The sequence below is a fragment of the Paraflavitalea pollutisoli genome (genome assembly GCF_029360705.1).
Classification (GTDB): domain Bacteria; phylum Bacteroidota; class Bacteroidia; order Chitinophagales; family Chitinophagaceae; genus Paraflavitalea; species Paraflavitalea pollutisoli.
Window position 1 is genome coordinate 365,423 of record NZ_JARKMX010000008.1, and the last position, 19,888, is coordinate 385,310.

Below are 19,888 nucleotides of genomic sequence, written 5' to 3' on the forward strand. Positions count from 1 at the left end.
GTTGATGGTTGCTTGTAAGCGGTGGTGGTGCCTGGTGCCTGGCTATAGCCAGAATTGTTTGCCGTGCACCACCAGTTGCCCTTCTATCATCACTTGCTGGTGTGGAACGGGGTTGCCTGTTTTGTTGAGCACCAGGTCCATCAGCAGCTCGGCGGCGGCTTCGCCCTGCCGGTAAGGGAATTGCTCCACAGAAGCCAACGGCGGCGATTCGAGGTAGTTGGTGATGGGCAGGTTGGCATAACTGATCACTGTCAGGTCTTTATTCAGTACCAGGCCATGCTGTTTGATGTATTCGATCACATCCAGGGCTACATAATCATTGATGGTGACTACAGCGGTGGGGCGCGGCTTTTGAGCCAGTAGCATTTCCATGGCGTGGAAAGTAGTGGCGCGTGTCAGGTCGGTGGAAGCCACCAGGCCCATATCCATTTTGATCCGCTGTTGGGAAAGACAGTCCCGGTACACCTGCGTACGCTCGACAGTCGAAGGCATGCATTCGGGGCCGTTGAGCAAGGCGATCCGGCGATGGCCCCGGTCCAGCAGGAACCTGATGGCCTGTTTGGTACCGCTTTCCATATTGAAATGGACTTTGTGCACGTCGGGAATATTGGGTACGCGGTCGAAGAAAACGACCGGGATCTGGTAATGCTGCAATACCTGAAAATGATCGTAGTGAAGCGTGTGTTTGGCGAGTGATACGATCAACCCATCTACCCGCTGCTGCGTCATGGCCGCTATAATGCGCCGCTCCCGTTCTTCCTCGTCGTGCGATTGGCCGATCAATACCTGGTACTGGTGTTGCATGGCCTGGTTTTCGACGGCACTGATGGCTTCGGAAAAGAAGTGCTCGCTTAGGTTGGGCACGAGCAGGCCGATGATACCCGTTTTACGTTGTTTGAAGGCAATGGCATTGCGGTTGGGATGGTAGCTCATTTCCTGGGCCAGTTGTTGCACCTTGAGCCGCATGCCCAGTCCGATGCTTCTATGACCGCTGAGTGCCCGCGATACGGTCGAGGTGGCGACGTTTAACTGACGGGCGATGTCTTTGATCGTGGTAACCCCCTGGGCCATGCTTCAGTTGTTTTGGTGGAAAAGAAGGGAACAGCCAGTGGCAGAAGTCTACCTTCTAACGTTCCTTATGCCTCCAAAAATAGCGGGTCGGGAAGGTCGATTACCGGGTCAGATCGTGCAATATTACCCGTCAAATGTTGCGAAACAGGATGAATATCAAGAGAAAAGAGAAAGCGGTGCCGTTGGCTCAGGCGTTGTGCGCAAATTCCTTCGGGGTCTTGCCGAATTGTTGCTTGAAGCATTTGCGGAAGTAGTCGACATCGGAAAAACCGACCATATAAGCGACCTCATTGACGGTGAATTCTTTCTTCCGGAGCAATTGTGCCCCACGTTTGAGGCGCACATCGCGGATGAACTCGATGGCCGATAAGCCCGTCAGGGCTTTCAGTTTCCGGTACAAAGTGGTGCGGCTCATGTTCACCACTTTGGCCATCTCCTCCACCTGCAGGTCGGATTCCATCAGGTGGTCTTCTATAAATAGCAACAGCTTTTCGAGGAATGTCTCGTCGGCTGGGGTAATGGCTACATCCGATGGTTGCAGGTCGAGGCCTTTGCTGTAGCGCTCCCGCAGCAGCTGGCGTGATTGCAGCAGGTTGTGCACCCGCACGTCGAGCAGCGACAGGCTGAAGGGCTTCGTGACATAGTCGTCGGCGCCCGAACCAAAACCGTCGATCTGGTGGGTGAGCTGGTTGCGGGCAGTCAACAGGATGACGGGAATATGGCTGGTGCGGACATCCTGTTTCAGCGACGCACAGAGTTCGGTGCCACTCATGCCGGGCATCATGACGTCGCTGATGATGAGGTCGGGCACTGTTTCGGTGGCGATGGTCCAGCCTGCTTCACCGTTCGGGGCCGTATGGATCACATAGCGGGCGGCAAAATGGTCGCACAGCAGGCCATTGACTTCGGCATTGTCCTCTACGATCAACAGCACCGGTCGATGTTCGCCGGTGGCGTTGGGCACCTCCACCACCGCCTGGGGCAGCACCGTATCGATAATAATCTCCTGACTGCCCGTCGACTGGATCGTTTTACGTTGTGATGCTACATACGCTGTTTCCCCGATGGGCAGCGAGATGGTAAAGCAGGTATAGCCTGCCTGCGTGGCAGTGGCCAGCCGGCTTTGCACGGCAATGGTGCCCCGGTGCAATTGCACCAGCCCTCTGGTGAAGGTGAGCCCGATGCCGGTACCTGCTATGCGACGTCCCGTATCATTGTAATGGTGGAAAGGATCAAAGATCGACTCCAGTCTTTCCGGAGCGATCCCTGCCCCATTGTCTTCTACCCGGAGCGTGGCCTGCGTGTGGGTACAGTGCAGCACCACCTGGATCCATCCGCCGGCCGGGGTAAACTTGAAGGCATTCGACAGCAGGTTGTACAGCATCTTTTCCAGCATGTCGGCATCAAACAAGGCGGTACCCTCATGGCCTGTCGCCGAAAAACGCAAAGCGATCTGTTGTTGCGTGGCATAGCCTTCAAAGGATTGCACGATCTCTTCTATAAAGGGTGCCAGCTGACCAGCCGCCACCTGCAGGGGTATACCACCCGCTTCGAACTTGCGGAAGTCGAGCAATTGATTGGTCAGCCGCAACAGCCGCTGACCGTTGCGCTGCATTAGCTGTAGTTGATTGGTTTCGGGTGCGCGCCCCTGTACGAGGCCCAGCATCTTTTCGATGGGTGCCAGCACCAGTGTCAGCGGTGTTTTGATCTCGTGCGAGATATTGGTAAAAAAGGCCAGCTTGCGTTGCATCAGCTCCTGGTCTTTCGTGCGACTCAGTTCCTGCACCGTCAGTTCATCGCGCAGCCGGGTGGTCTTTACGGAATAATAATAAAACAGGTATAGCAGGCCGGCCACGATCGCGGTATAGATCAGGTAAGCCCACCAGGTTTTCCAAAAGGGCGGCAATACCGTGATGTGTAGGGTGGCATATTGTTCGTTCCAGATGCCATCGTTGTTGGCAGCCTTCACTTTAAAGGTATACTGACCAGCGCTGAGGTTGGTATAGGTAGCAGTTTGCTGGTGACCTACCAGGTGCCAGAGGGTATCCTGGTCGAGCCCTTCCAGTTGGTAAGCATATTGATTGGTGCGCGGATTGATATAGTTCAGCGCCGCAAAGTGCAGGGTGAAATAGGCCTGGTCGTGGGTTAAGGTGATATGTTCCGAGTAAGTGATCGATTGTTGGAGGGGCGAACCGGTTCCGCCAATGGTGGCGGGGATGTTTTTGATCAATAGGTCGGTGATCACTACGGGAGGCGGCACTTTGTTGATGACCATTTGCTCGGGGCTAAAACTGAGTATGCCTTTCATGCCCCCCAGCATGATCTGTCCCGAAGCCGTACGGATAGCAGCGGGTCCAAATTCGTTGGTGGCAAGTCCGTTGTTGACGGAGTAGTTGATCACCTGGATATCGCTTTTGCTGAAGGGCGGTGTTGGTTTCTTCACCACGATGCGGGCAATGCTTTGGTTGAGGCTTACCCATAGATCACCTTGCCGGTCTTCGATCACGGCGTGTATGATGTTGTCGGCTAACCCCCATTCCGTATCGATGGTGTAAAACTGTTGCTGCTGCCGGTTGAATACTTTCAGGCCGCCGCCGCGCGTACCGATCCAGGTATTGCTGTGCCGGTCTTCATAGATATACAGGATAGCATTCTTGTTGAATACTTTCGCATACTCCGTGAGGTAATTGACAAACTGGTCCTTACCAGGTGGCAGCCAGGATAAGCCGAGTTCGGTGCCGATCCAGACGCCGCCGGAGCGGTCAAGTGTCAATGCATTGATATTATCTGATATGATGCTGCTGCTGTCGTTGGCGATATGCCGGTAGCGGATCATGGTGCCGTCGGGCAGTTTCTTGAAGAGGCCCCCTTTGGTACCGATCCACAACGCGCCTTGTTGGTACCCTAACGCATAGATCATTTCATCGTAGCGACGCGCATCCGATTCCCGGACGGGCACCCGCTGCATGCGGCGGGTACTGGTTTCATAGTAAAAAAGCCCTTCCAGCGTGCCGATCCAACAGTTGCCCCGGTCATCGAATTGAATGGCTTTGATGGTTTCCTGGTTTACCAGGTGGTTGGAAGCGGGATTGACATGCAGTACGCTGAACTGGCCCGTCAACTGATCGTAAACGTTGACCCCGCCGCCTTCCGTGGCGATCCACAACTGATGACCTGCTTCGGCAATGCGGCTTACCACGGGATAATTCAATCCACCCTCCTTGCCTGCCCGCTCGTTGATGTGCCGGAAATTATCGTTGCCAGGTTGTACGATGCTGACGCCGCCTGCAAAAGTGCCCACCCACATGCTGCCTGCATTGTCTTTCATGAAGCACAACACCGAATTGCCCGATAGCGCTGTGGGATCGTATTGGTTCACCTGGTAATGTTGTATACGATCCAAGCTGCTGTCGACGACATAGAGACCATTACGGGAACCGATCCACGTGTTACCTTGGTAGAAGCCGATGGCGCGGATCATATCGTTGCTGATGGCACCCGGCGTATTGCCGGATAAATGTTTCAGCGTACCGCTGGCCAGGTCGAGGCAGAATACGCCTTCCCGTTCGGTACCCAGCCATAGACGTTGTTGCGGATCGATGGCTACCTGGTACACACCGCTTTGCTGGTACAGCGGATGTTGGGCCAGTGAAGCAGGCAACGGGAATGATCGATTGTTGACCGGGTCATAACTGATCACTTTGCGGCCGGCAGCAAACCACAGTTTGTGCTGCGCATCTTCTGCTATAGAGAAATAGGTGACCCGTTGGGTATTGGAAGGATCGGGATTGACGGGTACAAGCACTTTGCGTGCAGCATCATACCGGGCAAGGCCACGACTCGTGCCCACCCAAATGATGCCGCGGCTATCGGTGAAGATCGCCTTGACATAACGGATCGCTTTTTCATCGCCGGCCACGGGTATCGGTTCAAAACGTTCTGTACGGTGGTCAAACAGGTCGAGGCCCACCGAGGTGCCTACGAGCAGGTTTCCATCAGGGTCTTCACCCAGCGCCTGCGTTTCATTGCTGCCGATGCTGTGGGGATTGGCCTGGTCATATTTGAAGTGGCGAAAAGCATAGCCGTCGTACCGGCTCAGTCCGTCGGTAGTGCCGATCCAGATAAACCCTTTGCGGTCTTTGAATAAACAGTAGGCAGAGCTTTGTGAGAGGCCGTCGGCGAGGCCGAGGTGTTTGAATTGGAGGGGGGAACGTTGCGCATGCCCGGACAGGCAGGCGATCAATAACAGCAAAAAGAGCCATCCCTTTTTGTCGCACAGCGCAAGAAAACCATATCGTATCGCAGCAGTCAGTGTCATACCCCGGTCCAGGTGCACGGTTCATTTACCGGGTTGGAAGTTAAAGCAGAAAGTTTTACCGGGACTGTGTGGGCAATGATATCTGGAAAAATAGGGCAAACGATTGCGGAATGGCGGCAAGGTCTACCCCATCGAATCCTGCCGGCATATGGTTATCGTGACGAATGGAGTGTTCTATCACTCATAAATGCGGGCGGCCATGAACATATTGGCCATGGCTTTCCAATTGATATTGCCGGGGCGCGACAGGTTATGGTTGTCGTAGTAGCCGTCCATATCTTCCGTCCAGCTGGCAAATGCTTCCAGGTAGGATTCAAGGGAGTTGTTTTCCCACCCGCCGGGATTGTTTTGCAGGTCCTTCAGCAGCAGATGCAGGAAACGTATGAAGTCTGTTTTTGTGGATACCGCTTCAAGGGCTACCGGAAGATCTATAGGGGCTTGGTTCATAAGTATTGTTTGTTGGCTCCGGTAGACGGGCATGGAGCGAAATTTACAGTTTTTTACAATTGCTACGGCAAGGCTTCCTGCCAGGTCCGTAGGTTTGCGGTACAAATATATCCGCTATGCAATTTCAGTTACAGGTACTTGCCATCATTGCTTTTCTTCCTGGCGCACTTACCGCGCAGCTACGCGAATCCTGGATCACATTACCCAAAGATAAATGGCCTGTCATTGCGTTGACCAATCATTTCCAGTTTACTAGCGGTACCACCTATGTTGCCCCTTCTTTCCCCTATGCTGCCACTGGCTTCCTGATCGATACCGGTACAGATACGCTGGCAGCCACTGCCAAGCACGTACTTTGGATTGCCAAAGAAAAGTCAGGTAACCGGGTGACCGTTCCGCAGCTGCAGCAGTGGGTGATGAAACCAAAGAACAATCACGCGGATAGTGCCAGGATCGGCCGGCTGATCAACGAAGACACCACGGAAATACTGGAAGGTAAAAATTCCACCATCTTAGAACGAGATTGGTTGGTTTTTAGCGTGTCTGCTTCCTCCCCCGCGTTATATCCATTGAAACCCAGGTACACGCCGGTGTTGGCTGGTGAAAAGGTGTTTGTACTCAGCAATGCTTACAATGACAGTGTAAGCACCATCCATGAGGGAATAGTGGTCGCGAAGCAGGGGCTCGATCTGCTCATACAGCGCGATATGGCCACGCACAAGGGCGGCTGCAGCGGGTCTCCGGTCATCGATGCCAATGGGTACCTGATCGGCGTCATCTCCTCGGCCTCCGTATATGGTACAACGGGCACCGGCGTATCTGTCGCTATTTCGACGGAATATCTGCGGGATGTGCTGGATAAAAAAGAGGGGTTGAACAGGCCACGCAAGGATTATGGGGAATTAATCCTGGCTACGGTATTGCAACATGGCGCCCGGGCTGCTATCCGTCAATATCATTCATTGATAAAGGATCCCGGTAACTACTATATCTATAATCTGCGTAGTGCCAATCGAAATGGTTTGCGCGAAACGGGAGAAAAATTGTTGGAGATGAAACGGTACAAAGATGCTGTGGCCATCCTGGCAGTAAACGTACAGGAAAATCAGGGCTACTATGTCAACTACAATCTGCTGGCAAAGGCATACCTGCTGACCGGTAACAAACAATCAGCGGTAAAAGCCTATGAGGAGTCTGCCCGACGGTTCAATGGAACAGAGAATGAGGCCTTTGAGGCGTTGAAGCAACTCGCGCCAGCGAAATAGGTATTTCAACGGCCCACTTTTAATTCCCCGACAGCGTGTCGATCATATCATCCAGTATGCCACCTCCGAGGCAGTCGTCCCACTGGCCTTGCTCCCTGAGTTGGGTCAGTGCCAGCAACAACTCAGGCCTCGACGGCCATTCTGCAATATGGGCCCGGTCGAAGGACAGGAAATTGTATTGAAACAAGGGAGAATCCTGGTCGGAGGTCAACAGGCCGGTACAGAAATACCGGTCAAACTGCGGTACCGGTTTGCCCGACACCAGGCATTGCCTGCTGTGCGGATCGGTTTCTTCCAGGTAGGCATTCTTGAGTAGTACGGCGAGGGTACCCTGTGTATGGGTGGGTACACAGGCCTCATGAAAGCCATTGTCGTTGAAAAAGTACAGCGGGTCCTTGTAATTGGAAATGAATGCCGGAAACCCGGTGATCTTATCACCTTCTTTCAGCACCTGCTGACAAATAGGACATTTGGATTGACCGATGAATATAAGTGCCATAATTGGATGAATTTAACGGAAAACGGACCCGAACTATTGTATAGCAAAATACACGACGCTATGGACAATAAGTATGCCCCGTTTCCCACCCTTAGCCGGTTGACCAGGATCAAGCAATTATTCATTCGGGTGGATAACTTTTATGCTTTCCGCGTGATCAGGATCTTGTCGATGCGCTGGTTGTCCATGTCGATCACTTCAAATTCAAACTTCTTCCAGCTGACCGTTTCACCTGTTACGGGAATATGCCCCAGTTTCGACAGCAGCAAGCCGGCCAGTGTATTGTAATCCGTATCCTGGTCATCTTCCGTGAGGTGGAAATAATGCAGGAACTCGAAGAACGGGTATTGGCCATCCGCCAACCAGGACTTTTCATCCCGCTGCACGATCTCATAGTCTTGCTGATTGTATTCAGATACATCGCCGATCAGTGCGTCGAGGATATCGTCCATGCTCACCATGCCCTGTACTTCTCCATATTCGTCTACCACGAAGCCATAATGGATCTTGTTTTTCCGGAATAGCTCCAGCACTTTATAGGCAGGTGTATGTTCTGTAACAGACAGCGGCTGTTTCAGGAAGTCGGACAAGGAGAAGGCACGCTGACTGAAATCTTTGGGAAATATATCCTTGACCGACACAATACCGATGAGGTTGTCACGGGACGTTTCAAATACGGGATAAACGGAATGCAGTTCCTGCTGCGCCCATTCTTTTACCGTAGCCAGGTTATCGTTGATGTTGAAACAAAGCAGGTCGCTGCGGTGGGTCATCAGCTCGCTTACTTTGCGGTCGCCCAGCGCAAATACGCGGTGTACAATGTTTTGCTCTATCTGTTGGATCTCGCCACCTTTGGCACTCTCCTGCACGATGGCCTTGATCTCCGCTTCACTGACAATACCCTCTTTCTGCTCTTTCAAACCAAAGATGAACAGTACGAGGTCATTGGTTTTCGTCAGCAACCAGATAAAGGGCTTGGTGATGATCGAGATAAAGGTCATGGGCCTTGCCACAGCAGCAGCAATCGCTTCAGGAAACATCAATCCGATCCGCTTGGGCAACAGTTCGCCCAATACAATCGAGAAAAAGGTAACGATGATGAGGATGGTCACTACGGAGAGGGTATGCGCATAGGGCTTCAGCAGGTCGACCTTTTCAATAACGCCCTGCAATTTGGTGGCGATGGTATCGCCACTGAAAATACCGGTTAAAATGCCGATCAGGGTGATGCCGATCTGCACGGTGGAGAGAAAGGTATTGGGGTTGTTGGCCAGTTCAAGGGCCTTGCGGGCGTTCGCATTTCCTTTGCGGGCTGCTGTTTCCAATTTGAATTTACGGGACGATACAAGGGCGATCTCGCTCATGGAGAATATGCCATTGAGCAGGATCAGAAAGAGAATGATAAGTATTTCCATGTTGGCTGGATTGAAAGGCAAGGCGAGTGTGGCTTGCGATACATCTTTATTAGTGGGCCAATGCGGCCCGGTTCGAAGTTTATACGTGCGTGTTCAGCCAAACTGATAGAATGGCTGTTACGATCGGTATGGTAGGGGGAAATGGTCAGGCCCTGTCTGGCGGCGGAGTAATGATGGCACGGTATCCTATGCAGGTGATGTGCGCCGATTGCATACCACAGGGCCAGGTAGAGCTGACAAGCTCAGGCGGCAGTTGTTTGTGTACGATTGGTGTTGGACGACCCAATTGATCGCTTTCAAGTCGGGTATTTTCGGTATCGAAAGGATTGTCGTGATCGTAGCCCGTGTCTTCAAACAGGTTGTCGTCACCGGAAAACTGTTCGACGAGTAGTTCGGTGAAAGAGTCGATATCGTCGAAGCCTTCGACATTGGCCGTGCGGAATCCTTGCACCACATAGTCCACATCAATGCTGACGTTTAGGACCTGGAAGGCCGACAGGTAAAGGATCACCCTGAAAAATATCGTTTTAAACCGGTTCAAGCGCATGTGTCGAATGCGCAATTTAAGCAATTGAGGCTTAATGCCCTAAGTACCGCATCATTTGTTTTGGTGAAAGGCGTTGCCATTGGAAGTGTTAGCGAATGAGCGGCAGTTGACTTTCCCTATTGCCTTACCATAATAAATAGTGAGCTGTCCAGGGTGCCGGTAACGTAGCCACGCACGGTATTGGGCATAGATGTGCAGCCTCCGGTCATGGTAAAACTGGCGTCGTCATGACTGAGGCGAACTTTCACTTCTTCTGTCATGGCTTTATTCCGCTTTTGAAGTGCCTGGTAGGCGTACACCCTCATCACCGGGCTTTTACTGTAAGTGAGCTGAAGCCATGCCGTATCGGATAGCAGTCCGTCGAGCAATTTAAAGGATTCATAGGTAGCGCTGGGAGTTCCGCTGATACCTATCCCTTCCCCCTGGATCTCTTCACTTGCTTCCAGTCTGGCGGTGAGGATTTTAACGACAGCCTCCCGACGTTTTGCCTCCCGCTGTTGCGCGACGATCTTGGGGTCAGCCCGGTTGAAGTTACAGGCCGATAGGGCGAAAGCGATCAGTAGAACTTTGTACAAACTGTAATGAACGTGGATTAGCGCAGGCAGACAGACGCGGTTGGTTGACATATCAATTGATTATCGTTCAGGGTTACCCAAATATGGCGATAAATTGCAGATCCGGAAAGCCGACCGCTACGTTTTAACAAAATTTCACTTCTTGCGGCAGATAAATAGTCGAATTACACAAACTGTTGATTGCCAAAGGGATATTCCTGTATGCCGGATTCTCGCCTAAAGCATTGATACTGTATGCCGTTATAGAGGATGCAGCGGTGATACAGCGGAGATGCAGCGGAGATAGAGCGGGGACACAGCGGCCCTATTTAGAGGCGCTGTATCCCCGGTATAAATGGAGTATATCTGTGGTAGACGATTGGTACAGGCGACCAGCAGGCGCCCTGTTCGGGTCAGGTAGGCGTGCGTTTGGTGCGCGTTAAGTCGGCGTTTGGTACACGTTCTTGCCGAATAAGCCCGAAAAAAGGCCCCCAAGCGGGAGCCATATATGCAATCAACAGAAAAACGAACTTATTCGCTGCGCAGGCTCTTGACCGGGTTCATGAGCGCCGCCTTCACCGATTGGAGGCTGATGGTCAGTAAAGCGATCGCGATGGCCAATACACCAGCCACCAGAAACACCCACCACTGAATACTGATCCGGTAGGAATAACTATTCAGCCACTGCTGCATGGCCCACCAGGCGATCGGGAAGGATATACCGGCCGATAAGATCACCAGCTGCAGAAACTCTTTCGACAGCAGGTGGGTAATGCCCGTAACACTCGCCCCCAGTACCTTGCGGATTCCAATCTCGCGGGTGCGGCGCTCTGCGGTATAGGCCGTAAGGCCAAACAAACCCAGGCAGGAAATAATGATCGCCAGGGCCGCAAACACGCGCGACAATTTGCCGATCAGCAATTCACTGTTGATCTTTTCGCGGAACTGGTCGTCCACAAACTTGTATTCAAACGGATATCCCGGGTTTTGTTGCTTCAATACCGCGCCGATCTTCGCCAGGGCTGGCTCCAGGGCCGTTTTTTCACTGATCCTTACATACATCGTGCGGGCGATGTCGTTGTTCAGGAAGAAGACCACCAGGTCGCTCTTCGCATACATGTCGCCATAGATAAAGTCCTTCACCACGCCCACTACCGTCATGGCTGGTGCATCATCTCCGTAGTGAACTATTTTGCCCACGGCACTTCCCTCTCCCATCAGCTTCGCCATGGTTTCGGTGACGAGAATATTGCTGCTATCCGCTACGGCATTCAACTGGAAGTCGCGCCCCTCGACAATGTGCATGCCGGCTGTAGCGATGAAATCTTCGCTCACACCACGTGCTGATACCAGTATCGATTTGGAGGGGTCTTTGCCGGGCCAGGTGAATTCGGAAGTATTGTTGCCGATATTGATCATGTCGTAACTGTTCAGCGCCACATGCGATACGGCGCCCGACTTGACCAATTCGTTACGGATACTGTTGAAGTTTTTGGCCAGCTGTCCCCGTGCATCGATGACCAGCAGGTTGTTGCGGTCGTAGCCCATGTCTCTTTGTTGTACATGTTGTATTTGCTGGTAGATGATGATGGTGCAGATGATCAGCACGATCGATACGGTAAACTGCGTTACCACCAATCCCTTACGGATAAAGGCCGCACTGCTGCCTTTGAGGCGGATACCTTTGAAGACGAAAATGGGATTGAAGGAAGACAGGTACAGGGCCGGATAACTACCCGCTACCAGTCCGCAGATCAATGCAATGGAAAGCAAGGCACCGATGTGCAAGGGCTTATCGAGCCCGATGGTCAACTGTTTTTCAACCAGTAGATTAAAGGCGGGCAATGCCACCAGGATGATGACGACAGCGATGGCTACCGACAGCAGGGCCATGAAGACGGATTCACCGATGAAGCGTACTACCAGGCGTTGCTTACCGGCTCCCAGCACTTTGCGAACACCCACTTCACGGGCCCGCTTTTCGCTGCGTGCCGTTGCCAGGTTCATAAAGTTGATGCAGGCGATCAGCAAGATGATCCAGGCGATAACCGTAAACAGGCGCACATACGCAATGCGCCCTCCGGTTTGCTGGCCGTCTTCAAACTCATCACGCAAACGCCAGTCGTTCATGCTGAACAGGAAGGGTATGGTAGAGGATTCGGGTAAATGTTTTTTGATCATGCCTCCCAAAACCTGGTTGGCCCGCTGTACATTGGCATTGTCTTCTAATTCCACGAGTGTGCCAATGCTATTGGCGCCCCAGCTGGCAAATCGTTCTTTATTCTCTTCCTGGTAGATGGCAAAGGGCGCCATCCAATCCATTTGTATCGTTGAATTTTTCGGCAGGTCTTTTACCACACCGCTGATCAGGTAGTCTTGCTTGTTGTCGAGGCGAAGGGTTTGCCCCACCACATTGGTCGTACGGCCAAAGAACTGGTTGGCCATCTTTTCTGAAATGACGATGGAATGCAGTTCCCTGAACGCTTGCTGTGGGTTGCCCGCGGTGAATTGCCAGCTGAGCATCGTCAGGAAAGAGGGGTCGACGAAACCACCCCGCTCGAAGATCGTTTTGTCGCCCAGGGCAAACAAGGTGGGGCGGCTGCCACTCATGCGGGCTGTATTGGCCACACCGGGTACCTGTGTGCGCACTTCTTCCGATAGCTGCATCGGCGTAGACCAGAAGGTGCGTTTCTTGCCATCGTAGGTTTGGTGTTCGAGTATGCGGTAGAGCCGGTCTTTCTTCGCCTGGTGTCCATCGAAGTTGACTTCGTCTTCCATCCAGAGAAAGATCAGGCCGGCACAGGCGATGCCGATCGCCAGCCCGAAGATATTCAGCGCGCTGTAGGTTTTATTGCGCCACAGGCTGCGTACCGTTGTTTTAATAAAAGAGATGAACATAGCTATACTGTTGTAGAGTGGTTACTTATTTTGTTGTTCGATGTAAGGGCGCTATTCACGGCGCAAGCTCGTGGATGGATTGGTCAGCGCGGCCCGTACGGACTGATAGCTGACCGTGATAAAGGCGATCAGCAACGCAATCATGCCCGCCAGCGCAAAAAACGACCAGTGCAGCGAGATGCGGTAATTGAAATTGAGGAGCCAGGCATTCATCGTCCAGTAAGCCACCGGAAAGGCTACCACGATCGACCACCCTACCAACCGCACAAAGTCTTTCGACAACATCGCCACGATACTGGCTTCGCTGGCGCCCAATACCTTGCGTACACCAATCTCCCTGATGCGTTTTTGGGTGGCGAAGGTGGCCAGGCCAAACAACCCCAGGCAGGAAACGACTATCGACAGGATCGAAAACACATTGAAAAGTTTGGCCATCCTTTGTTCTGTGAGATAGAGTTTGGCAAGGTCCTGGTCGATGAAGCCAAACGAGAATGGCAGATCGCCGAGTGATTGCTGGTATGCTTTTTTCAGGATGGTCAGGTTGTTTTGCAGGTTGGCCGGCGTGGTCTTGAATACGAAATAGTGTGCATTGATGAAGTAATTGGGGCGAACACCATACTTGAGGATCAGTGGTTCGATCGCCTGCTGGATCGGTTTGAAATTGAAATCTTTCACGACGCCGATGATCTGGCCCGTGATGGCATTCATGGTGATGCGGGTGCCCACCGCCTGTGCCGCCGTCATATTCATGGTACGCAGACAGGTTTCATTGATCACATAATTGTTTTCGTCGGTTTGCAGGTCCTTGGAGAAATACCGACCCGCCAGCAGTTTTACGCCAAAGGTCCGCAGGAAATGGGCGTCTGTCCAAAGCTGGGGGAAGATGATCTGTTGCTTGGGATCTTTGCCGGGCCACTCTACATCGGTAGAGCCTGTTGTCAGGTAGGTTGGCAAATGGCTCAGCAAGGTGTAGTCGCCGAGGGAGGCCTGGTTACCGAAGGCTGCCTTCATGGCCATGGTATGCTGACCTACATCACCGGCCTGGGGAATGGGTACATACAACAGGTTTTCCTTATTGAAACCCATATCGCGTTCGCGGATGAACTGGAGTTGTTTGTAGACGACCAGTGTACTCACCATCAGGATGACCGAAATGGAGAATTGTACGACCACCAGGCCATTGCGGAAAAGGTTTTTCGTACCGTGTAACACTTTCACGCCCTTCAATACTTTCACCGCCTGGAAGGAGCTCAGGAAGAAAGCCGGGTAGCTACCGGCAATGAGCCCTACGATCAGGGCGATGCCCATCAGTTTGCCCAGCAGGGTAAAGTTGATGAGGTGCAGGCTGATGTTTTTGCCCGCCAGGGCATTGAACAGGGGCAGTAACAGCGAGGCGATCGCTACGCCAATTACCAGCGCCACAAAGGACACGAGGATCGATTCACAAAGAAACTGTATGATCAGCTGCCAGCGCAGGGCGCCTACCGTTTTACGCAGTCCCACTTCTTTGGAACGTTGCCCCGACAATGCGGTAGACAGGTTCATGAAATTGATGCAGGCGATCAGTAAGATGAAGACAGCTACCAGCGTAAAGATGGTCACGTGCTGGAGGTTGCCGGTGCCGTCGATATCGAGCAGCAGGCCCGGGCGCAGGTGGATATCGGTCACCGGTTGCAGGAAGATCGAACTTTCAGTATGGGTATTGTCGTTTTTGCTGACAACGTCTTTGATCTGTTTTTCGAGTGTGGCAATGCTGGCCGCGTTGGGTTCAAACCGGGGATCGAGCAACAGGTAGCTGTACACATCATAATTGCCCCAGGAGTATTGGGGATTTTGTGTAGCGTCGTACAATTTGATCGGGGCCAGTATATCGAATTGAAGGTGGGTGTTGGAGGGCAGGTTCTGCAACACGCCGGTCACAATGAGGTCGGTTCCCGTATTGCCGAGCTGGATGGATTTACCCATAGCGTTACCGGCATTGCCGAAATAGCGGATGGCGGTTTGTTCGGTGATCAGGGTGCCATCGGGCCGGGTCAACTGCTGCCCGGCTGTACCCTGTACCAGGGGAAGGCTAAACAGCTGCAAGAGGTTGCTATCTGCGTAGAAGATGCGGTTCTCTTCAAACTTTTGGTTATTGACCGTTACGATGGTTTGCAGCGCAGCCAGCCGCGTCACCACTTTTACGACAGGCAGGTCTTTTCGGAGCGCGGCGGCAAGGGGCACCTGGGTAACGGCTGCGTCGATGCCCGAAATACGGGCCGTGAGGCGATACAAGCTACCTGCCTGGGGATGGTGCTGATCGTAACTACGCTCGTCCTGTACCCACAGGAAGATGAGGATACTGCACGCCATACCGGTAGCCAGTCCGAAGACATTGAGGCCGGTGAACAGTTTGTGTTTGATCAGGTTGCGGAAAGCTATTTTGAAATAGTTCTTTAGCATTCGATCGGCTTGAAGGTGTTTCGCATATTGATATGCCCCAACCCGACCCAAAAGAATGCCACCTTATTGGCTTGCTGATAATCAGTTGCTTAGATGGCGTATGGCCATGTGAAACTGTTCGGTTTTGTTACACCTGATCGTGCGATTTTATGGGTGCGAACAAGAGTTGGCGCAGGGCGGCCAGGTGTGATAGCAATACTACGGGAACAATGAAGGCGGGCAACCACACAAACGGAAGCTGCAACACCCCAATATTCGGCTGTTCGAATCCCCATTGCTGGAAGGGCGTGGGAGCTGATAGTATAGCCCGGATCACAATGTTGAGTAGTAGTCCCAGGCAGAGCAGGTTCCAGGCAATCAATAGCGCACGTCGCGGACTTCCGCTCCTGAAGGCGAGCCAGGCGATCAACGGAGCCGTCAATCCGGACAGGATATCCGGATTGCTGCCTTCAAAAGTCATCAACAAGGGCACCTGGCCGTGCTGGTACAGCCAGAACAATACCAGTTCGACCGGTACGCGTACTACATGCAGCCAGGTGAGGCGTTGCAGCTTCCAACTATCCATCCACTGCCTGCCGGGCGGTAGCAGGAATAGCAACAGTATGGTGATCAAAGCGGGAGCGATCGCCAGGATAAACCTCGGCGGGGTCGTTTCTGTCACAAGGTAAAAGCCAAAGAAGGCCAGTATGCCCTGCAACGCCAGCCAGGTAAGAATGACCATGACGGTAGTCCCCGAGGGCTTAGTGGCACGGTAAAATAGGTAGAGCGAGAGTGCCGTGGTTACGGTAAAGATGAGCGAAATGTACCCGGGGATATTGTTCATTGTGGAGCGGTTGATGCCACAAAGGAAAGATATGGTCAGGAAGAATGTCTTGTCATTTGGCAAGAAATAGCTGGTCGAGATAATGCTGTAAACAATTTCATTAGCCAAGGGTCACGGAAGGCTGGTGGTCTGCCTGCTGCTGTATGTTATTTCTTCGAGAGTTCCTTTCTGATCCTGCTCAATGAGGAATCGGTGATGCCCAGGTAAGAAGCTATCTGTTTGAGGGGGGCGTGTTGAAAGATGGTTGGATTGGTGCGTACCAGTTGCTGATAGCGTTGTTCGCCGGTTTGTGTGATCATGGAAAGTGTCCTGTCTTTGAGGCCTGTGAGTACACGAACGAGAATGGAGCGTCCGAATTCGCGGAAAGCCGGATAAGCATGAAATAAATGGTTCAACTGTTCGAACGTAATAAACCAGCCGGTTGAATTTTCCAGCGCCTGTATGTTTTCCTGGGTGGGTACGCGGTTGAAAAACGAAGAAGGCTCTACCACCACATTGCCGGGGGCCATGAAGTTGGTGGTCACTTCCCTACCCTCGATATCATGTACATACGCTCGCATAAAACCTGATTCGAGAAAAAGGTATTCATTGGATACCTGTCCGGCTGTTAACAGCAACTCGTTTTTATCCACGGTCTTTTCGGTAAACAACAGTGCAATATCCAATGCCTGCTGCGCCGGGAAAGGGCCTTGCTGAAAGAATTGCAATAAGCGGCTGGTGTGGATGTCCATTTGGCCGAAGATAGTATTATTTAAACTGCCCCATATTCACTTCGTACACCTTCCCTTTCACGGTGGTGATGGTAATCCGCTTGCCTTTGTATTGCAGGATACAGTCGCCGCCTGCTTTGGAAAGGATAATGACTTTGGTGAGTGCACCCTGTTTCCATGCTATCGTCAGCTCGAAACTGCCGCGGGCACAGACACCGCGAATATTTCCATTGGGCAAGGCTGTGGGTAAAGCCGGCAACAGGTCGATATAGCCGAGATGGCTTTGTACCAGCATCTCAGCCATGCCCGCCGCACCGCCGAAATTGCCATCGATCTGAAAGGGTGGATGAGCATCCAACAAGTTGCGGTATACGCCTCCCCCTTCGCCTCCTTCTTTGTCTGCCGGCGCCAGCAAGCGCTCGGCCATCAACAGGGTGTGATCGCCGTCTTTAAACCTTGCCCAGAGGTTCACCTTCCAGGCGAGGCTCCAGCCCGTACCCCCATCGCCCCGGTACAGCAGCGATTGTTTGGCCGCTTTCAGCAGAGAGGCTGTCTGGTCCCCATTGATCTCGGTACCCGGATACACGCCCCACAAATGTGATACATGGCGGTGTTTGTTGGCCGTATCGTCTTTGTCTTCCAGCCACTCCTGCAGTTGACCATACCGGCCGACCTGGTTAGGCGCCAGCTGACTGGCTTTCTCCTGCCACACCTTTTGCTGCGCAGCGTCTGTTTGCAACACAGTTGCTGCGGTTATCGTATTGCGGAACATTTCGCGGATGATCTGGTGGTCCATCGTTGGCCCGGCTACCAGGCCGCCCTGTTCGGGCGAGTTGGAGGGTGTGCTGATCAGCCAGCCTGTCTTGGGATCTTTCACGAGAAAGGACACAAAGAAATCGGCTGCCGCCTTCATGGTCGGATAATGTTTCTGCAAAAAAGCAGTGTCCCGCGTAAACAGGTAATGCTCCCACAAATGCTGGCAAAGCCAGGCGGCTCCGGTCACCCAGATACCGTGGTTGGAAGCGTTGATCGGTGCCGTACCACGCCACAGATCGGTATTGTGGTGCAGTACCCAACCTGGTGCGTTGTAGTGCTCCCTGGCCGTTTGTTGCCCGGCCACCGCCGTTTCTTCGATCAGCTTGAAAAGCGGTTCTGCACAATCGGATAGGTTCAGCAATTCTGCCGGCCAGTAATTCATTTCGAGGTTGATGTTGGTGGTGTACTTACTGCCCCAGGGTGGTGTGAGTAAATCATTCCAGATGCCCTGCAGGTTGGCAGGTTGTGTGCCTGGCCTCGAAGAAGAGATCAACAGGTAGCGGCCGTATTGCATGTACAATGACAATAAGGAAGGGTCTTTTAGCGCACTAAATTGTTCTATGCGTTTATCGGTGGGCAGATCAGCCAGTTTCGTACGCCCCAGGTCGATCGCGAAGGTCGCATAGTAGCGGTCGTAGTCAAAACTATGTTCGGTGCGCACCGATTGATACGACTGTCCTTGCAGGCTGCTCAATGCCTGTTTACAAACGGCTGTCGGATCACCGCTCACATCCTGGTAGTTTTTAAAGCTGGTGCCCGCCATCAGGTACAGGGTGGCTTCGTCGGCTCCACGCAACACAATGGAACTGTCGGTAACGACGACGGTTCCTGTTGAAACCGCTATATGCAGAAAGCTGGTGCCCTTCAATACGCCATTGCGTACCTGGAGGTCGAGCGCCAGGGTGCGGTCATCGAGTTTCCGCGTGTGCGACTGCCGGTGGTTGGTTTTGAGCAAGGCTTCCAGGCTGATGCTCCCCTTTTTGCTGGCAGTGAGGTGGATGGCGATTACGTTGCGGGGGGCACTGGCGAGGTATTCGCGGCGATAGTATACACCGTTCTGCCGATACTGCACCTGCCCCAGTGCATTGGCAATATCGAGCTGCCGGCGATAGTCGGTGATACGGCCACCGGAGGTATTACCCGGTCCCATCCGTAACCATAGATCGCCAAACGGCTGGTAGTCGGCCGCGTACCGTGGATAGATAGGTGGGTTATCGTCCTGGATAAAGTATTTCCAGTTGGTAGAGATCGGCTGGCCCTGCTGGGGCGTACTGCCTTCGGGATAAATAACAAAGGCTGGCTGGCCGCCACGCGCACCGCTGAACCCTCCTTTGTCGTAATAGTTCAACACCTGTACGGCAATCGTATTACGCCCGGCCCGCAGGGCGCTCGCAGGCACCAGGTAATGCCGGTTGATGGTCAGGGTATCGGTGCTGCCGACGGCAATGCCATTTACATACGTCCTATCGGCATCCCGTATACGGCCCAGGTCGAGCCAGATGTTTTTTTCGTTCCAGCTGGCAGGCAGGTCAAAGCTGGTGCGCAGCCATACGGCACCATCCAATCCGTCGAGCCCCCCGCTTTCCCAGCCGTTGTTGTTGGGTACGGTCATCGATGGCCAGGGGGCATCATTGAATTCGGGGGCGGCATACCGCTTTTCTGCCTGTACTTTTTGCAGCCAGATGGCCCGTTGCACATCGTATCCTTCCTGCGTGGGAAATTTGACGCCCATGAACTGCTGCTCTGCCAGGGCTTCTGCTTCTTTTTGTTTGCCTTCGGCCAGTAATTGGCGGATGGGTTGCAGGTATCGATACGCGCCCTTACGCTGGTGGTCATGCGGGCCACCCGACCATAGGGTCTCTTCGTTGAATTGCAGGTGTTCGTTGTGTGCATCACCATAGATCATGGCGCCCAACCGGCCATTGCCGATCGGTAAGGCCTCTGTCCATTTGGTGGCCGGTTGTTGATACCACAACGTAAGCGGTTGCTGAGGAGGTTGTGCAAGCACGACAAAGCTGTTGCCAACCAGTGTGGCAGTCAGACTGAAGCAAAAGGCAAATTTCATCATCGCTATTAATAGTCT

Annotated in this window: 13 protein-coding genes; 1 reads left to right on the forward strand and 12 read right to left on the reverse strand. The window is 52.9% G+C overall.

The genetic code is table 11. From position 1 onward, the window contains the following. Positions 1-42: 42 nt before the first annotated feature. From P2W70_RS15645 to P2W70_RS15655, 3 genes are all read right to left on the reverse strand, one after another. Entirely contained in the window at positions 43-1,071 is a 1,029-nt protein-coding gene (locus P2W70_RS15645; protein ID WP_276482427.1) for a LacI family DNA-binding transcriptional regulator, read from the reverse strand. A 187-nt stretch (positions 1,072-1,258) separates the two neighbouring features. Then, a complete protein-coding gene (locus tag P2W70_RS15650; protein WP_276482428.1) occupies positions 1,259-5,389 on the reverse strand; it encodes a hybrid sensor histidine kinase/response regulator transcription factor in 4,131 nt (1,376 codons plus the stop codon). Positions 5,390-5,566: 177 nt separating this feature from the next. Beyond that, entirely contained in the window at positions 5,567-5,836 is a 270-nt protein-coding gene (locus P2W70_RS15655; protein ID WP_276482429.1) for a DUF7660 family protein, read from the reverse strand. A gap of 116 nt (positions 5,837-5,952) precedes the next feature. Here P2W70_RS15655 and P2W70_RS15660 point away from each other — a divergent pair, with 116 nt between their 5' ends. Continuing rightward, positions 5,953-7,101: a trypsin-like peptidase domain-containing protein gene (locus P2W70_RS15660; RefSeq protein ID WP_276482430.1), complete on the forward strand. Its 1,149-nt coding sequence runs from the start codon at positions 5,953-5,955 to the stop codon at positions 7,099-7,101. A 19-nt stretch (positions 7,102-7,120) separates the two neighbouring features. On the opposite strand, the gene P2W70_RS15665 is transcribed toward P2W70_RS15660, so the two are convergent. The 9 genes from P2W70_RS15665 to P2W70_RS15705 all read right to left on the reverse strand — a co-directional run bounded on the left by P2W70_RS15665 (position 7,121) and on the right by P2W70_RS15705 (position 19,873). Then, complete coding sequence (locus tag P2W70_RS15665) at positions 7,121-7,600, reverse strand: hypothetical protein (RefSeq protein ID WP_276482431.1); 480 nt, start codon at positions 7,598-7,600, stop codon at positions 7,121-7,123. Positions 7,601-7,740: 140 nt separating this feature from the next. Continuing rightward, a complete protein-coding gene (locus tag P2W70_RS15670; RefSeq protein WP_276482432.1) occupies positions 7,741-9,015 on the reverse strand; it encodes a hemolysin family protein in 1,275 nt (424 codons plus the stop codon). Between the two features lie 145 nt (positions 9,016-9,160). Further along, complete coding sequence (locus P2W70_RS15675; protein ID WP_276482433.1) at positions 9,161-9,562, reverse strand: hypothetical protein; 402 nt, start codon at positions 9,560-9,562, stop codon at positions 9,161-9,163. A gap of 116 nt (positions 9,563-9,678) precedes the next feature. Continuing rightward, complete coding sequence (locus tag P2W70_RS15680) at positions 9,679-10,137, reverse strand: hypothetical protein (RefSeq protein ID WP_276482434.1); 459 nt, start codon at positions 10,135-10,137, stop codon at positions 9,679-9,681. A gap of 510 nt (positions 10,138-10,647) precedes the next feature. After that, complete coding sequence (locus P2W70_RS15685) at positions 10,648-13,014, reverse strand: ABC transporter permease (RefSeq protein WP_276482435.1); 2,367 nt, start codon at positions 13,012-13,014, stop codon at positions 10,648-10,650. A gap of 51 nt (positions 13,015-13,065) precedes the next feature. Beyond that, positions 13,066-15,456 carry an ABC transporter permease gene (locus P2W70_RS15690; RefSeq protein WP_276482436.1) on the reverse strand — a complete coding sequence of 797 codons (2,391 nt, stop codon included), beginning with the start codon at positions 15,454-15,456 and terminating at the stop codon, positions 13,066-13,068. A gap of 127 nt (positions 15,457-15,583) precedes the next feature. Continuing rightward, positions 15,584-16,279: a hypothetical protein gene (locus P2W70_RS15695; RefSeq protein WP_276482437.1), complete on the reverse strand. Its 696-nt coding sequence runs from the start codon at positions 16,277-16,279 to the stop codon at positions 15,584-15,586. A 146-nt stretch (positions 16,280-16,425) separates the two neighbouring features. Further along, on the reverse strand, positions 16,426-17,010 hold the full coding sequence (locus P2W70_RS15700) for a Crp/Fnr family transcriptional regulator (RefSeq protein WP_276482438.1): 585 nt from the start codon (positions 17,008-17,010) through the stop codon (positions 16,426-16,428). Positions 17,011-17,026: 16 nt separating this feature from the next. Further along, entirely contained in the window at positions 17,027-19,873 is a 2,847-nt protein-coding gene (locus P2W70_RS15705; protein WP_276482439.1) for a glycoside hydrolase family 95 protein, read from the reverse strand. Between the last annotated feature and the right edge of the window lie 15 nt (positions 19,874-19,888).

Coding starts and splice junctions, on each gene's coding strand:
- P2W70_RS15645 (WP_276482427.1), bottom strand. CDS start 1,071: ATGGCCCAGGGGGTTACCACGATCAAAGACATCGCCCGTCAGTTAAAC.
- P2W70_RS15650 (WP_276482428.1), bottom strand. CDS start 5,389: ATGACACTGACTGCTGCGATACGATATGGTTTTCTTGCGCTGTGCGAC.
- P2W70_RS15655 (WP_276482429.1), bottom strand. CDS start 5,836: ATGAACCAAGCCCCTATAGATCTTCCGGTAGCCCTTGAAGCGGTATCC.
- P2W70_RS15660 (WP_276482430.1), top strand. CDS start 5,953: ATGCAATTTCAGTTACAGGTACTTGCCATCATTGCTTTTCTTCCTGGC.
- P2W70_RS15665 (WP_276482431.1), bottom strand. CDS start 7,600: ATGGCACTTATATTCATCGGTCAATCCAAATGTCCTATTTGTCAGCAG.
- P2W70_RS15670 (WP_276482432.1), bottom strand. CDS start 9,015: ATGGAAATACTTATCATTCTCTTTCTGATCCTGCTCAATGGCATATTC.
- P2W70_RS15675 (WP_276482433.1), bottom strand. CDS start 9,562: ATGCGCTTGAACCGGTTTAAAACGATATTTTTCAGGGTGATCCTTTAC.
- P2W70_RS15685 (WP_276482435.1), bottom strand. CDS start 13,014: ATGTTCATCTCTTTTATTAAAACAACGGTACGCAGCCTGTGGCGCAAT.
- P2W70_RS15690 (WP_276482436.1), bottom strand. CDS start 15,456: ATGCTAAAGAACTATTTCAAAATAGCTTTCCGCAACCTGATCAAACAC.
- P2W70_RS15695 (WP_276482437.1), bottom strand. CDS start 16,279: ATGAACAATATCCCCGGGTACATTTCGCTCATCTTTACCGTAACCACG.
- P2W70_RS15700 (WP_276482438.1), bottom strand. CDS start 17,010: ATGGACATCCACACCAGCCGCTTATTGCAATTCTTTCAGCAAGGCCCT.
- P2W70_RS15705 (WP_276482439.1), bottom strand. CDS start 19,873: ATGATGAAATTTGCCTTTTGCTTCAGTCTGACTGCCACACTGGTTGGC.